This window comes from Hyalangium versicolor (genome assembly GCF_020103695.1).
Lineage (GTDB): Bacteria > Myxococcota > Myxococcia > Myxococcales > Myxococcaceae > Hyalangium > Hyalangium versicolor.
Genome location: NZ_JAHXBF010000024.1, coordinates 96,945 through 111,743, shown reverse-complemented (window position 1 = coordinate 111,743; position 14,799 = coordinate 96,945). Strand labels below are relative to the sequence as shown.

General features: G+C 67.2%; 7 protein-coding genes. 1 reads left to right on the top strand and 6 read right to left on the bottom strand.

From position 1 onward, the window contains the following. Positions 1–3 precede the first annotated feature (3 nt). The 4 genes from KY501_RS39780 to KY501_RS39765 all read right to left on the bottom strand — a co-directional run bounded on the left by KY501_RS39780 (position 4) and on the right by KY501_RS39765 (position 6,752). The gene (locus tag KY501_RS39780; RefSeq protein WP_224369122.1) at positions 4–846 is read right to left on the bottom strand and encodes a trypsin-like serine protease; all 843 of its coding nucleotides are present in this window, start codon (positions 844–846) and stop codon (positions 4–6) included. Positions 847–1,019: 173 nt separating this feature from the next. Next, the gene (locus tag KY501_RS54435; RefSeq protein WP_224369198.1) at positions 1,020–1,757 is read right to left on the bottom strand and encodes a trypsin-like serine protease; all 738 of its coding nucleotides are present in this window, start codon (positions 1,755–1,757) and stop codon (positions 1,020–1,022) included. Between the two features lie 350 nt (positions 1,758–2,107). Next, positions 2,108–3,940 carry a sigma 54-interacting transcriptional regulator gene (locus KY501_RS39770; protein ID WP_224369121.1) on the bottom strand — a complete coding sequence of 611 codons (1,833 nt, stop codon included), beginning with the start codon at positions 3,938–3,940 and terminating at the stop codon, positions 2,108–2,110. Positions 3,941–5,306: 1,366 nt separating this feature from the next. Further along, positions 5,307–6,752 (bottom strand): methyl-accepting chemotaxis protein, encoded by a 1,446-nt coding sequence (locus KY501_RS39765; protein ID WP_224369120.1) that lies wholly within the window; start codon positions 6,750–6,752, stop codon positions 5,307–5,309. A gap of 373 nt (positions 6,753–7,125) precedes the next feature. Between KY501_RS39765 and KY501_RS39760 the strand changes: the two genes are divergently transcribed. Beyond that, a complete protein-coding gene (locus KY501_RS39760) occupies positions 7,126–7,674 on the top strand; it encodes a hypothetical protein (protein ID WP_224369119.1) in 549 nt (182 codons plus the stop codon). Positions 7,675–7,707: 33 nt separating this feature from the next. On the opposite strand, the gene KY501_RS39755 is transcribed toward KY501_RS39760, so the two are convergent. After that, positions 7,708–11,247, bottom strand: coding sequence for a putative Ig domain-containing protein (locus KY501_RS39755; RefSeq protein ID WP_224369118.1), 3,540 nt, complete (start codon positions 11,245–11,247; stop codon positions 7,708–7,710). Positions 11,248–11,433: 186 nt separating this feature from the next. Further along, positions 11,434–14,748, bottom strand: a complete 3,315-nt coding sequence (locus tag KY501_RS39750; protein ID WP_224369117.1) for an Ig-like domain-containing domain — start codon at positions 14,746–14,748, stop codon at positions 11,434–11,436. Between the last annotated feature and the right edge of the window lie 51 nt (positions 14,749–14,799).

Below are 14,799 nucleotides of genomic sequence, written 5' to 3'. Positions count from 1 at the left end.
GCCTCAGCTCTTATCGGCCCGCTGGAGCACTTCGTTCAGCCATTCACGATGCGAGTAAGCGCTCATGAAGATGGACACCTTCCGTCCATTCCGTGTCTTGGCGCCGACGCTGGTGATGCCGACGAGGACTCCTGGGCGGGTCTTGATGACGACCGGGCCTCCGCTGTCTCCGGAGGCTGCGCTCGCCGTCACTCCCCCATCAGGTAGGGACTGCTCCTCCGCCTTGAAGATGACGCTGCCGGTTTCCAGGCGGAGGAGTTGCGTGATGTGGCTCTCACCCAGCTGACGTTCGCCGAGGTATTTGGGCGAATCACCAGGTCCATAGCCGACGAGCGTGATGTCGGCGCCCGTCGTGACCTCCTGGGTGGGGAGTTCGAGCGGTGTGAGTTCGAATTCCACGGGCTTCTTCAGAAGGATGGCCGCGAAATCCGCGCTGGCCCAGACCGTCTCGATACGGCCACCTCGCTCACCATTGACCACTTCGAATTGAGGGTGGATGAGGATTTCGCTGTCATAGTGCTCGGTGGTCTCGGCTCCTGGAACTCCACCCTTTGTACGTTTGTACCGGGATGCGGTCACCAGTGTGGTTCTGGCGCATGGGGATTTCTTGTCCAGGATCGATCGGAGGGCGACATCGCGGAGCTCCCCCGCTCTTGTGAGCTGAGGTCGCAGCGGGCCTACGTAGGAGAGAGACACGGCTGGGGCAGGCACATCTCCGGGCTCAGGCATCCGTGGCAGGCAGACACAATGCCCCGCCGTGATGACGAGCCGCCGATGGATCAGCACACCGCTGCACGGCAGGAAATGTCTGTCTCCCGCCGCGTCCACGATAATGGTGGAGAGCATCACGACAGGTAGGAACCTGTTCGCAACATCGATGGGGCCTGGGCCCACCAGAAGTGCTCCCTCTGGGAATAGCCCCTCCGAGGGAGTGGGATTACTCGAGTCTGAAAGAGAAGAGGAACTCGCGGAGCAGCCCGCGAGCAGTACCAGACAGAGTGCCACCCATGCCTTCGGAGTCATGGCGTTGGACCCTCTTCGGATGAGGAGGAAGATTGGGGCGCGAATTGTATCTCCCTCTCTAGCCACGCGCGGTAGGCATATGTGCTCGTGAAAGCAGGCTCCCTGCCCAGACCCCGGTTGGAGATGCCCACCAGGGTGGGTGCTCCCTTGCCTTCGCGGAGGCAGGGCCCGCCGGTGTCACCACGGTAGGAGTGTAGCTCCGGGCGGCCAAACAGCATCCGCTCTCCTCTGGGCTCGAGCCTTCCCGTGACGGATTCCAGGCTGAAGCGTCGCCGTCCATCCAGGGCTCCCGGGCCCTCGGCATATCCGAAACCAACGACTGTCAGCCGCTCTCCGACCGTGGCCTCCTCGTCGGACAGCAGCACGGGAGCGATGTGCTGCTTCACGGGTTGCTCAAGGAGAACGAGCGCCAGGTTTGCCGTGTTGGAGGTGACATGGCCCTCCGAGTCCAGCAGGAGCCTGAGTTGTGGGTGCGGCCGAACGGTTCCAGAGAGCCTCTCCGACCATGACTCCCCAACTCTTTCGGGGGTGGGGGGCTCGGAGGTCACCAGGACCACGGATGCTGTCGCTGCACACAAGGAGGCATCGATCAGGAGCTTTTCATCATCTGGGGCAGGAGCTTCTCGGCGCTGGCACACGCAGTGCCCGGCCGTGAGGACGAGACGCGGAGCCACGAGGACACCACTGCACTCCATGTGCTTCGACGCATCCTTTGCGTCATGGACGATGACCATGACCGTGGCAGCGTATCGATTGGTGGAGTCTTCTTCTCCCAAGATCAGGGACCACTGAGAGCCGGGGAACGATGAAGCGAGGGATGTTGTGTGGTCCACCGTGCCCGCTTCAGTCTTGTCTTCGCGTGGAGGGGGCTGCCCCTGCCCTCTCGAGCAACTGCCGCAACCCGAAAGCACCAGCAGGAAGTAGGGCACCCACGCCATCCAGGCTCCTGGGGTTGGTTCACGCGACTGCTTCGAGCGCATAGAGCCTCGGAACGTATGATCTCCTGTCGCGGGTGCTCAAGAACTCCGCGTCCGCAGCTCGGGCACACCGGGCAGCGGAGTGCGGCGGGAAGGGCAGAGAAAGCTCACTCGAACAGGTTGATTCCGTACTCCGCGATCTTCTGATCCAGAGTCGAGGGAGAGATCCCCAGCGCCTCGGCTGCCGTCGGCTTCACACCTTTGGCCCGCTCCAGCGCGAGAACGATGTGCTCACGCTCCACGGTCCTCACCACATCCGCGAGGGTGACCCCCGAGGCCGGCGCTCCGTTTCCACCCGTTACGGGCTTGGGCTCTGGAGCCACCACCTCGGGAGGCAGATCCAACAGGCCGATGAGCTCTCCCGGCCCCTTCAGCACGAGCGCTCGTTCAATGGCATTGCCCAGTTGGCGCGCGTTGCCCGGCCAGGGACAGGCTTTCAGGGCGGCACGGGCCTCCGCCGTGAACCCTGCGGCCCTGCGGCCCAGTTGTGGTCCCATCCGCGCCAGCAGGCGCTCGGCCAGGGGCACGATGTCCTCGGGCCTGTCGCGCAGGGGAGCCAGGTGGATGCGCACCCCATTGAGGCGCCAGTAGAGATCCTCGCGGAAAGTCCCCGCGCGCACCGCTTCAATAAGGTTGCGATGGGTGGCCGCCACCACGCGCACGTCCACCGGCACACCCGCGCGTCCTCCCACGCGGTTCACCAACTTGTCTTGCAGTACCCGTAGCAGCTTCACCTGTAGGTCCGCGGGCAGATCCCCCACCTCATCCAGGAACAGGGTGCCACCGTCCGCCTGCTCGAAGACTCCGGCACGGGAGCTCACCGCTCCGGCGACGGCGCCCTTCTCGTGGCCGAAGAGCTCGCTGTCAGCCAGTTCGGTGGGGATGGCTCCGCAGTTGACGGAGATGAAGGGCCCTTTTGAGCGAGCGCCCAGGGTGTGGATGGCTCGCGCCACCTCCTCCTTGCCCGTGCCGTTCTCGCCGGTGATGAGGACGGTGGACTGCACCTGCGCTGCGGCGTTGGCCTGGCGCATCACCTCGCGCATCGCGGCGCTCTCAGCCACGGGAGTCGAGTAGGTGAGTGTGCTCGGAATGTGAGGCTCGGGCGGCGGACAGAGCGAGGGCCCTGCGGCTCCGGCCAGCGCTCCAGCCAGCGCCAGCTCCTCATCGGTGAAGGCCGCGTCCCGCAGGATGCAGAGCGCCCCAGCGGGGAAGCCTCCCGTATAGAGGGGCGCATACAGCACATGGGCATCGCCCTGGCGCACGCGCGTCAGCAGGTTGTCCGTCTCGGGACGGGCCTGAGCCTCGGGCATGGCGAGCGCGCGGCCCAGCTTCAGCGCCGCATTCACCAGCTCCCGGCTCAGGGTGACGTGGGAGCCCACAGGCCGGGCCAGCAGCGGGTGCAGCATGCCATTGGGAGCCAGCCGCAGCACGGTGAGCGCCGTGGGCTGGAGGGCCGAGTCGAGCACCTCGAGCACCAGGCCCGCGGCGGCCTCGGGAGAGGCAGCCGCAGCCGCACGGAGGGCCAGCTCACCGGCACGGGCAAGCGCCGCCTCGGTGGGAGGGATGCCACCCCGAGCCGTCTCCGGCCGGGTGCGGGTGAGGACGAGGGTGGACTCGCCATCCCGGGCCCGCAGGGCATCGAAGGAGGGCTCGTACACCAAGACGCTCTCACCCACCGAGATGTGGTCCCCAGGGCGCAGCCGCGTCGTCTCCTTGAGGAGCTGACCGTTGAGCCACGTCCCGTTCCGAGAGCCCAGGTCCCTCAGCACATGGCCGGCGGGGCCAATGGGCTCGATGGCACAGTGCTCCCGGCTGACCTTGTCGTCGAGGAGTTGCAGCCCGCCCTCGGCGGCCCGGCCCACGGTGAGGGGGGAATCCAGCTCTCGCGCTATGCCCCGGCAGGGGCCGAACATCGCCACCAGTCTCGCCACGCCTGGCATTCTAACGGCTACTCGGGTGATGTGGGGGGTTGGGTGCACAGCTTGTGAGAGAGTCATCACCCAGAGAGGCCAGGCTGGCGGCCAGGACGGCAAGGGGGACAAGCCGGGAGGGCAGGGCTCCAGTCATGGGCTCCACCGGCCCGAAGGCTATGATTCCAAGAAGGAGGGAAATCACGATGACGCCTCGTCTCCAGCGACCGCCGCTTTTGTGGAGGCCTCACTGGGCCGCTGCATTGTTGCTGCTGGGCACGGTGGGGTGTCCACACGCCTTCGGACGGAGCGGTAATGTCGAGCGGGCCGCGCACCAGGATGCGATGAAGGGGGTGCACTCCTATCAGGGAGAGTGTCCTCCAGCAGGGCAGGACCTGGAGGAGTTCTGTGAAGACCAGCCCAATCCGGAGGAGTGCATTCTGGAGTGCAGCAAATGAAGGCAGGTGCACTGCCAGGACTCCTCGTAGGCCTGCTGCTCGTCATCCCGCTAGGTGCCATCGCGGTCTACGCGATACGTGAGCGGTTACAGCTTCGAGGGCCGCAAGAGAGAAGGGTCAGTCCGATTCTCTCCCTGGAAGAGCGATTGAAGCGGGTCACGTATCAGCGCGACTGCAAGAAGGCTCAGGACTGTGAGCCTCCTTTGGGATGCCTGTCGGATTCCAGGTTCTTCAAGTCCTACTGTGCCGATAGCGAGTGCATGACGGACATGCAGTGCCGTGAAGGCTTCTCGTGCCAGGAATTGCGAACGCGGGACGATGGCCCGAGGGTCCGCGCGTGTATTCCCCAGGGAGTTCGCAAGGAAGGTGAGAGATGCGCCAGCCTTCCAGCCGACCTGCAGCAGGCTTGTGAACCGGGGCTTCTCTGTGGCGCCGCCTGGTGTGGACGCCCCTGCGAGAAGGCGAAGCCCGGGAGCTGCCCGGCGGGCTTCTTCTGCTCGGACGTGACACCTGGCCCTTTGTGCCTTCCCACATGTGTGGAGCAGGGCTGCTCTACCGGCAAGGTATGTGTCTCCTTCCATCAAGGCACGTCCGCATGCATGTCCGTGCATGGAGTCGACTGCCGCCAGTCCGGGTGTCCTGGCAGTCAAGAGTGCTTGGTGCTGCAGCGAGAGAATCTTCCGGGCGAAGTGTGGATGGAGTGCGCTACCCGCTGTGGAGAGGGAAGGCCCGTGTGCCCGGACGGGATGCTCTGCCATCGGTCCTACTGCCAGACGCCCTGCACACCTGAGTCCGCGGATGCCTGTGCGCCGGGCTACTACTGTGGACGTTTCGGAGCCGACGAGCCTTGGGTGTGTCGGTTCGATCGCCGTCGGACGAAGCCGGAGAGCGAACCTCATTGAGAGGGCCGCCCAGGCATCGCACACGGCTTCTTCGCCTCAAGCCACCGCGGCCCGAGGATTCGGCAGAGGTGGCTCGGCCACGGGAGCCGAGGCCTGGGGCCCGGGGGCCGGAGTCGCCGCATCTTTCTTCGGCATTAGCGCACGCAATTCCTCGGAGAGCTGGCCCAACTGCTCGGCGGTGACGGCCACCTCCTCGCTCATCTTCGCGTGCGTCTGGATGACGCGCTGGAGCTGCACGGCCCCCGCGGCGATGGCTCCCGTTGCTCCCGCCTGCGCCTGGGCATCCTTCACCATGGAGCCCATCGCCTGCTCCATCTCCGTGACGAGCTGCCGGAGGTCCTCCAGCGTCGCGCGCGTCCCGGTGAAGCTGCTCTCGAATTGCTGGGTGCTCGTGCGGACGATGCCCACGCCCTGCATCGCCGAGTCCAACTGCAGGCGGATGCCCTGCGCCACCTCCTGCACCTTCACGGAGCTGTCCTTGGAGGCCTCGGCCAGCCGTCGCACCTCGCGCGCCACCACCGCGAAGCCCCGTCCCGCCTCTCCCGCGCGCGCGGCCTCCATGGCTGCGTTGAGCGCCAGTACATCCGTCTGGTTGGCGAACTCCTGGATGGTGTCCGTGAACTCGACGATGTGCCGGGTGTGCGCCTCGAGCTCCTGCAGACTGGCCCCGGTGAGGCTCACCGCGTGAGCGATGTCGCTCACCCCGTTCTCCACGTGGTTCATCTCCGCGTCGATGGACTGCGTGTGCTCCGTGGCGTGGATGGCGGTGTTCCCCGCGCCCGAGGCCCGGGACGATGCGCCCTGGGCCAGGGTGGCCACCTTCTCGCTCATCTGCGTGATGCGGGCCATCTCCCGGCGCGCGCGAGACGACTCGCTGGACAGCTCCACGGTGGAGTTGCGCAGCTTCTCCACCAGCACCCCGAGCGCCTCCCCCGCCTGGCCCAGCCGGCCGTGAGAGGCCTCCAGTTCCCGCACCGTCGCGCTCAGCTCCTGCTTGAGGAAGAAGTGCTGCCGCAGCGAGTTCAGCACCCGCTCGAGCGACCACGCGATGCACACCGTGGCCGCCCCCATCAGGAGGATCCCCACCAGGCGCGGCCCCAGGGGCGATCCCGAATCCATCGCCAGCTCGAGCACCGCGTAGCTCGTCACCACGAAGGCATAGAAGATGCCGCGCGCCTGCGAGCGCAGCGGCAGCACCAGGGGCACGAAGAAGACGCTCCAGATCAACAGCGCAGCGTGGGGCAGTGAGCGCTGCGTCCCCGCGAAGTAGAACGCGGCCTGACTGGCGAGGATCCACGCGCCCGTCATTCCCACGCCCGGGATCGGATGGGTCTTCCACTCTGGGAAGGTGTTCAGCACCGCGAGCATGGCCACCGGAAGCAGCAGGCACAGCACGCGGATGCCCAGGATGGCCAGCAGCGAGCGGGGCGCGGTGACGGCTCCCAGGCTCACGCTCAGCACATCCGAGACGAGCAGGAGCATACTACCCAGGAGGGCGGTCATTCCCAGGCGCTGGGTGCGCCGAGGCCACTGCTCCCAGAGGAAGGAGGCGTAGGCGGACCACGCGTGAGCGGAAGGAGGAGCGGAGTCCATCGTCAGTGTAGACAGTATCCAATAGGTTGGGTGGTTTCGGGAAGGGACCCGGAGGCGTATGGACTTTGCGGGCAAGCCGTGGAGGGCAGGCAGCCAGGGGGGCGAATGGGACCCTGCCGCTCGGTTCTCGGGGGGAGGGAGCGGACAGAGGTTCCCTGGAGGCTGCGGCACAGCCCGCAAGGCCCCATTCTAGAAGCAGGTCCGTGGTGGGAGAGAGGAGCGGGGGCGAGGGCTGGCGGCCACGAGAAAGGGGACCTGTGTGATGCAACGCCTGCGTCGATGGACGGCCATTGTCGGAGCTGTCGGAGTCCTGGGGGGACTGGGGTATGCCTGCCGCGGCGCGGACAGCCCACCGAGCGCCAGTGAGCGGGAGGCGCGCTCCTTCGTGCTGAGGGATTTGATGGCCTCGCGCGAGAAGATGCCGGATCCGGACAAGTTGCAGGCGCAGCGCAGGGACCTGCAGGCGGAGGTGGATCCGGGCCAGCTGCCAGCCCAGGGGGGCTCCGGCCGCGAGCAGGGCATGGCGAGCACGCTGGGCACGGTTGTCTGGGTGGGGGACGACGAGCTGCTCATCCGCGACACCGGTGGGGTGGAGCGGGACGTGCGTGTCAACGGCACCACGCGCTTCCGCCGGGGAGACCGGGAGCTGAGCCGGTGGCTGGTGGAGAAGGGCTCGGAGGTCCGGGTCTCCTACGACGTGGAGCAGGGCGAATGGGTGGCCCGCGACGTGGAGCTGCTGCGCAAGTCAGCGTCCTCCAGGTCGGAAGCGATCCGGAGTGACGAGTCCCTGTCCCAGCCCCTGCCGCGCTAGCCACAGGGGCGGCAGGGGGGCCATGGGTGGGCGCTAGGGAGCCGGCGCGAGGGGTGGGGCGCCGAAGTTGTAGCGGTGGCGCACGGGGTAGTGGTCGCTCGTGGTGCCCCGGTAGTCGGGGATCCAGTCCAGATACAGCACCTCGGCCGAGTCCGGTACGGCGTCCACCATCAGCTCGTTGGTGGCGAGCGTGTGGTCGATCATGTCCGAGTACTCGGGGGTGGACGTCTCTCCGGCGAGGGAGAGGGGCCGGGTGACGAAGGTGTAGTCGGCGGGTGCGGCGAGGAAGTTCTCGTAGGGCGTGGGCAGCGGGATGCCGTTGGAGTCGTGGGCGATGGAGACATCCACGTCATCGTTCCAGTCACCGATGACGAACACGCGGCTCGAGGGCAGGGTCGAGTCGATGTAGTTCTTGAGGGCGACGCTGGCGCGCTGACGCCTGTCATAGGAGGCCTGGTCATCGAAGGCCTTCATGTGGAGGACGATGACGGTGAGCGGCACGGTGGCGCCGTGGATGGAGGTGGTGAAGTCCACGCGCAGGGGAGGCCGCCCGCCGAAGTCCGAGTCAAAGGAGGTGAGGATGACGGTGGCGCTCTGCACGGAGAGGCGGCTGTCATAGAGCACGCCGGGCTTTTGCTCGGAGGTGGAGTAGTAGCTGGAGCCCAGGGTGACGCGTGGATCATTGGCGAGGAAGCCGTCGTAGCCGGGCAGCTGGGACTTGAGGGTCTGGAAGTCGGCGGAGTCGACCATCTCGACGAGGCCCCAGAGGTCGGCATCCGCATTGAGGATGACGTCTCGCGCGTGGGCAATCTGGATGTCATCGGAGGTGCCGCCGCCGGAGCTGGAGCGGGGCGGGCCGTTGATGTCGCTGCCGAACCACTCGATGTTCCACTGGCCCACGGTGAAGAGGGCGCTGCTGGGAGGCGCCTTCACGGTGAGCGGGAACACGCGCGAGTCCATGGCTCCCTGGGTGTCCTGCAGGGTGACGGTGAAGGACCAGGTGCCGGTGGTGGTGGGCGTGCCGGAGATGGAGCCATTCGAGTTGAAGGCGAGTCCGGGAGGCAGCGTGCCGGAGGAGCCCCAGGAGAGAGGCGGCTGGCCGGAGTACCCGAGCGTCACGCTGTAGGGGCTGCCGACGGTGGCCTCGGGCAGGAACGCGGTGGTGATGTGCGGCGCGATGGAGACGGAGAGGGTGAAGGTGCGCGCGTTGCTGCGGCCGTTGGCATCCAGGACGCGGACGGTGAATGTGGAGCCGGAGCCGGTGGGAATGCCGGTGAGGATGCCGCTCGAGCTGAGGGTGATGCCTGCGGGCGGGACGCCGGAGTCGAGGCTGAAGGAGTAGTCGGGCCTGCCGCCGGAGGCGGTGAGTGCCTGGGAGTACGGCGCGCCTTGGAAGGCCTCGGTCAGGGAGGAGGTGGTGAGGGTGGGCAGGGTGTAGACGGCCAGCGAGATGGCGCGTGTGGCGGTGCGTCCGTTGCCATCGCTCACCTGGACTTCGACCAGGGAGGTGCCTGAGGAGGTGGGCGTGCCGCTGAGCTCTCCCGAGGCGGAGAGAGAGAGCCCTGCGGGCAGGGCGCCTGATCCGATGGAGAAGGTGAGCGGCGGCTTTCCATTCGAGGCGGAGATGAGGCCGGAATAGGGCTCGGAGACGTAGGCATCGCCGAGCGCATCCGAGGTGATGGAGGGGAGGCGGTAGACGGCGATGTCCACGCTGCGGGAGGCCGAGCGGCCGAGGCTGTCGGTGACGCGCGCGGTGAAGGCGAAGGAGCCCGTGGTGGTGGGAGTGCCGGAGAGGCCGCCGCTGGAGGAGAGACTCAGGCCAGGAGGCAGCGTGCCGGTGAAGCTCCACGAGAGGGGCGCGCGGCCGCCACTGGCGACGAGGGTGGCGGAGTAGGCCGAGGCGACGTAGCCATCCGCGAGAGACGCCGTGGCGATGACGGGAGGCCCCTGGATGACGAGGGTGAGCGAGCGGCTATCTGTCTTACCGCCGGCATCGGTGACGCGAGCGGTGAAGAAGAAGGAGCCGGCGGTGGTGGGAGTGCCGCTGAGCGTGCCGGTGCTGGAGAGGGAGAGGCCGGGAGGGAGTGTTCCTGAAGAACTCCAGGAGAGGGAGCCCCGGCCGCCCGTGGCGGTGAGCTGGGTGCTGTAGGACACGCTCGTGTCCCCTTCGGGGAGTGTGGAGGAGGTGATGGTGGGGAGAGCATGGACGGTGAAGGAGACCGTGCGCGTGCTGGTGCGGGCGTTCGCATCGGAGGCGGTGACATCGAAGGAGAAGGCGCCGGCGCCGGTGAGGGTGCCTTGGAGGAGCCCACTGGAGGCACTGAGCGAGAGCCCTGGCGGGAGCGCCCCTGCGTACGAGAAGGAGTAGGGGGCCTTGCCGCCGGTGATGGAGAGGACGAGGTTGATGACGTCGGCGACGTAGGCGGTCTGAGCAGGCACGGCGGCGAGCGCGGGCTGCGCATACACGGGCACGGTGAGCGTCTGGGTCGCGGTGGCATTGTTGGAGTCCGTGACGCTGACGGTGAAGGACTTGCTGCCGGCGGTGGAGGGAGTGCCACTGAGTTGGCCGGACGTGGACAAGACGAGTCCCGCGGGCAGAGTCCCGCTCACGAGGCCCCACTGGTACGGAAGCGCACCACCGGCGGCCGAGAGGGTGAAGGAGTAGGGCGTGCCGGTATAGGCGTCGGGCAGAGCGCTGGAGGTGATGGCGAGCGAGCTGGAGACGTGGAGGGTGAAGGCCTGGGTGCCCGACTGGTTCGCGGCATCACGGACTTCGAGGGTGAAGGAGGCGGTGCCGACGGTGGTGGGCGTTCCCTCGATGGCGTTGCCATTGAGCTGGAGACCGGCGGGGAGCGCGCCATCGATCACCTGGAAGGTGAAGGGGGATCTGCCGCCTGAAACCTGAAGGGTCTCCGAATAGGCCAGCCCCACGGTGCCATCGCGCAGGGTGGAGGTGACGAAGGCGGGCGCATCCCGGCGAACCTCGAGGGTGAAGGAAGCGCGAGCCATAGCGCCATGGGCATCGGTGGCGGAGAGTTCGAAGGCGTAGGAGCCGGCGGCCGAGGGGATACCACTCAGGGTCCCGGAGGCATCGATGCCGAGACCCGGAGGAAGCGAGCCGCTCTGGAGTCGGTAGACGAGAGGCGCCTTGCCGCCAGAGGCCTCGACGCGGGCCGCATAGGAAACGGCCATGGTGGCGGGAGGAAGGGAGGCCGTGACGAAGTGGGGCGCTTCGAGGACGGCGAGGGAGTAGCGGTGCTGATCGGAGCGGCCCGCGGAGTCACTGACGGAGGCATCGAACTCGAAGTTGCCAGCGCTGGCGGGGGAGCCCGCGAGCATGCCGGAGCTGGAGTCGAGGGTCAGGCCTGCTGGAAGCCCCTGAGCGGAGTAGGAGAGCGGAGCGGTGCCACCGGAGGCCGCGATGCTGTGTTGGAAGGGGGCGCCCACGGTGCTCTCGCCGAGTGACGCGGTAGGGAGCGAGGGGCCTTGGGGCTCCGGCGGAGTGGGATTACCGCCAGGGCAAGCAAGGAGGGTCGAGAAGAGGAGGAAGGCAAGGACGCGACGGGGAGACATGGCACCACTCCGCGAGCCGGGAACCGGGCGGCCCACATGGGAAAGGGGCGCAGTCTAGAGACTCCTGCCCGTTCGGGGGAACAGGTGAGCGACACGGCACGAGAGCCCGCAAAGAGAAGGGCCGCGACCCCTGGGAGCCGCGGCCCTTCGAGCTTCTAGGAACGAGCCCTGGGGCTCATCGAAGGACTACGGGTTGGGTAAACCCCAGCTCTGTGCACCCACGGCCCAATCCGCGCCAGTGTTGGTGTCGGTGGCGGAGATCCGGCGAACCGTGTTGCTCGTGCGGCTGGTGCCCGTGGCGGTCGTCCAGTCCGCCGACACGGCCTGGGCCGTCGGCGTCGTGGTGTACGTGCACAGTGCCCCGCCACAGTCAGCGGGGCTCCACAGACCGGCAGCCTGGATCGCCTGCAGATTGGCCGGGAATCCGCTCGGAGGCGTGGTGACGTCCGTCTTCACGAACGGGGTGGCATCCTGGATGGTGCCCACCGCATCCTTGATCAGCAACACGCGGTTGGAATACGTGATGCCGGCGGCATTACCCGCGAAGTCCCAGGCCGTGTCGTAGTTGATGGCGGTGCCGCTGGCCGGGAACTGGTTCTTGGCAGTGGTTTCGCTGGCATAGCCGTTGGGCGGAGTCATGTGGACCACGATGATGTCTCCAGTGGCCACGGTGACGTTGGGGAGCGTGGCCAGGGTGGTCGCCGAGTTGATGTCCTGCTGGAGCACGAAGCCCTCCACGTTTCCGCCGCTGACGGCCAGCAGTTCCACGAGATCGGTGCTGCTCGAGCCGTTGGGCAGGACCTCGGTGATGAGCAGCGAGGCGGTCACGCGGTAGCCCTTGAAGGTGGCCGTGTTCGCGGTCCCCGACACAGGGGTGCCGAGCAGGTCCTTGACGGAGTTGGCCACAGTGACGGTGTAGCTCGCCCCCGCTGTCTGGGCGCTCGTCGTCAGGGTGATCTGCTTGCCATTGACCTGCGCCTGAGTCGCGGTGAGCCCATTCGTGAAAGTGAACTGGGCCCCGGAGCTCGAGACGCTCGCCGGATCAATGTACCGGTCGAAGTTCAGGACCACCTGCGTCAGCGAGGAGGGAACGGCCGTCAGCAGCTTCGGCGCCGGGCAGTTGGAGACGGTCAGGTCCGAGGTGTAGTAGGCCGACGGCTGAGCCGTGTTGGTGGTGCCGGAGGTGAAGCGCCACATCGGTCCTGCCTTCAGCGTGAACTTGCAGGTCTGTGCCATGCCGAGCGAGTCCGCGACGGTCGAGGCCACACGAAGCACGAGGGTGGTCTGCGCCGCCGGGACGCCCGTGGTGGTGAAGGTGAAGGACACATGTCCCGTGCCAGACGAGCTGCCATTCGACGCCAGCGTACCTGACAGAGAGAGGAGCTCACTCTCATACTGGGCCAGGTTGCTCTGGAGGTCATTGGCTCCAGACCGCTCCACCGTGAGGCCAGGAGGCGTCGCGGTGTTGAGGTTCTGGACAGGGTAGCCGCGGGCCACGACGGTGAAGCCGCTGATGTCGGCTGCCGCTTCCAGATCGCCGCTGAGCTTCACGACCTCGCCCACGGTGAGGGTGACGCGATCTCCCACCTGCAGCGGCGTGGACGAAGAATCGGACGCCACGAACATCGCGGGTCCATTCGCCTCGGCCTGGAGGAAGAAGCCGGCCACGTCGGTGCCCAGGGCGGGCTTGATGTACGTGACGAACGCGTTCTCGATGGTGATCGGCGGGGTGAGTGCTCCCACGGGCGCGTCGATGAAGGACTGGATCTGCGCGCTCGTACCGGCCGGATCCGCTCCCGGCGGGGCCACGCAGGTCTTGCTCGCGTCACACACCTGGCTCAGCGAGCAGTCCGCGTTGCTGCGGCATCCGATGCACGCCGTCTGGTTCTCGCAGTAGGGCCGAGCCGCATCCGCCGAGGCGCAGTTGGCGTCCGTGACGCAGACCTTGCACTCGCCACGGCCGTTGTTCGCCGCGGTGTCGCAGAAGTCCAGGGTGGTGTTGCCCGCGGCGTTCGCGCAGGCCGCATCGTTCGCGCAGCCGCAGAAGTTGCTCGTCGTCGAGCAGACGGGGTGGGCCGGGCTGCAGTTCGTGTCGTCGATGCACTCGACGCAGACGGCCACCGGAGGCGGCGGCTTGCAGTACGGCGTCGACGCATTGGTGCACGAGCTGTTGTCCACGCAGCCCTCGCACGCAGTCCCCGTCGCGTTGCACGTCTGCACGCCGGGGCAGCCCTCGTTGGTATTCGTCAGACAGACGTAGCAGGCACCCACGCCGTTGGCGGCCAGCGGGTCGCACAGGGAGGTCGGTGCGGAGCAGCCCAGATCGCCGTTGCCCGACGAAGCAGTATCCAGACACACCTTGCAGACACCCGCGCCGTTGGCAGCGGTGGTGTCGCAGATGGGGGCACCCGAAGAGCAGCCCTGATCGGTGGCATTGCCGGTGGCGGTGTCCGCGCAGGTCTTGCAGACGCCCGCGCCATTGCTGGCCGAGGCATCACAGATGGGAGCGCTCGCCGAGCACCCGACGTCGGTGTCACCACCCGAGGCGGAGTCCGCGCAGACCTTGCACGCGCCCGCACCGTTGCTGGCCGCGGAGTCGCACAAAGGCGCGGCAGCGGAGCAGCCGAGATCCGTACCACCGCCCGAGGCAGAGTCCACGCAGGCCTTGCACAGGCCCACGCCATTGGCCGCAGTGGCGTTGCAGATGGGGGCGGTATCGGAGCAGCCCAGGTCGGTGGCATTGCCAGTCGCCGAGTCCGTGCAAGCCTTGCACGCGCCCGCGCCGTTGGCCGCCGAGGCGTTGCAGATGGGCGCGGTGGCGGAGCAACCCAGGTCGGTGCCATTGCCCGTCGCTGAGTCCGTGCAGGCCTTGCACGTACCCGCGCCACTGTTCGCCGAGGCATCACACAAGGGAGCGGCGTCGGAGCAGCCCAGGTCGGTGCCATTGCCGGTGGCGGTGTCCGAGCAGGCCTTGCAGGCACCCGCGCCATTGCCCGCGGTGGTATCGCAGACCGGAGCGGTCGCCGAGCACCCCTCGTCCGTGCCAGTCGTGGAGGTGTCCGCACAGGCCTTGCACACGCCTACGCCATTGTTGGCGGAGGTGTCGCAGATGGGGGCGCCCGCCGAGCACCCGGTGTCGGGACTGGTGGCCGAGTCCGTGCACGCCTTGCAGACGCCCTTGCCGTTGTTGGCCGCGACGTCACAGAACAGGGGTGCGTTACAGCCCTGGGTCCCGGAGCAGGTGCGACATACTCCCGTGCCGGAGCTGGTGTCACAGAACTCGCCAGCAGCGCACGTGGGAGTGCACTTCGGCTCCTCGGGGATCGGTTCGCTCTGGGCCTCGCACTTGTTGTCGGCGTTGCAGATCCACTGCTTGCCTTCGGGTGGATTGCCCTTATCGCTTTGACAGTCGAATTTATCGACGCACTCATCGCCACATCCCGCGAGCGCCAGAACGCACACCGCGGCGCAGAGCGCCTGGACCCAGTTGCGCATCACCATGAAGCACCCCTCCAAGGGTTGAATCGGGTGCTGGCACCTTTACATGGGCCT

What these genes read in the sequence shown, in the direction of transcription:
- KY501_RS39750 (WP_224369117.1), bottom strand. Translation starts at nt 14,748, where the DNA reads ATGGTGATGCGCAACTGGGTCCAGGCGCTCTGCGCCGCGGTGTGCGTT.
- KY501_RS39765 (WP_224369120.1), bottom strand. Translation starts at nt 6,752, where the DNA reads ATGCTCCTGCTCGTCTCGGATGTGCTGAGCGTGAGCCTGGGAGCCGTC.
- KY501_RS39780 (WP_224369122.1), bottom strand. Translation starts at nt 846, where the DNA reads ATGCTCTCCACCATTATCGTGGACGCGGCGGGAGACAGACATTTCCTG.
- KY501_RS39755 (WP_224369118.1), bottom strand. Translation starts at nt 11,247, where the DNA reads ATGTCTCCCCGTCGCGTCCTTGCCTTCCTCCTCTTCTCGACCCTCCTT.
- KY501_RS39770 (WP_224369121.1), bottom strand. Translation starts at nt 3,940, where the DNA reads ATGCCAGGCGTGGCGAGACTGGTGGCGATGTTCGGCCCCTGCCGGGGC.
- KY501_RS39760 (WP_224369119.1), top strand. Translation starts at nt 7,126, where the DNA reads ATGCAACGCCTGCGTCGATGGACGGCCATTGTCGGAGCTGTCGGAGTC.
- KY501_RS54435 (WP_224369198.1), bottom strand. Translation starts at nt 1,757, where the DNA reads ATGGTCATCGTCCATGACGCAAAGGATGCGTCGAAGCACATGGAGTGC.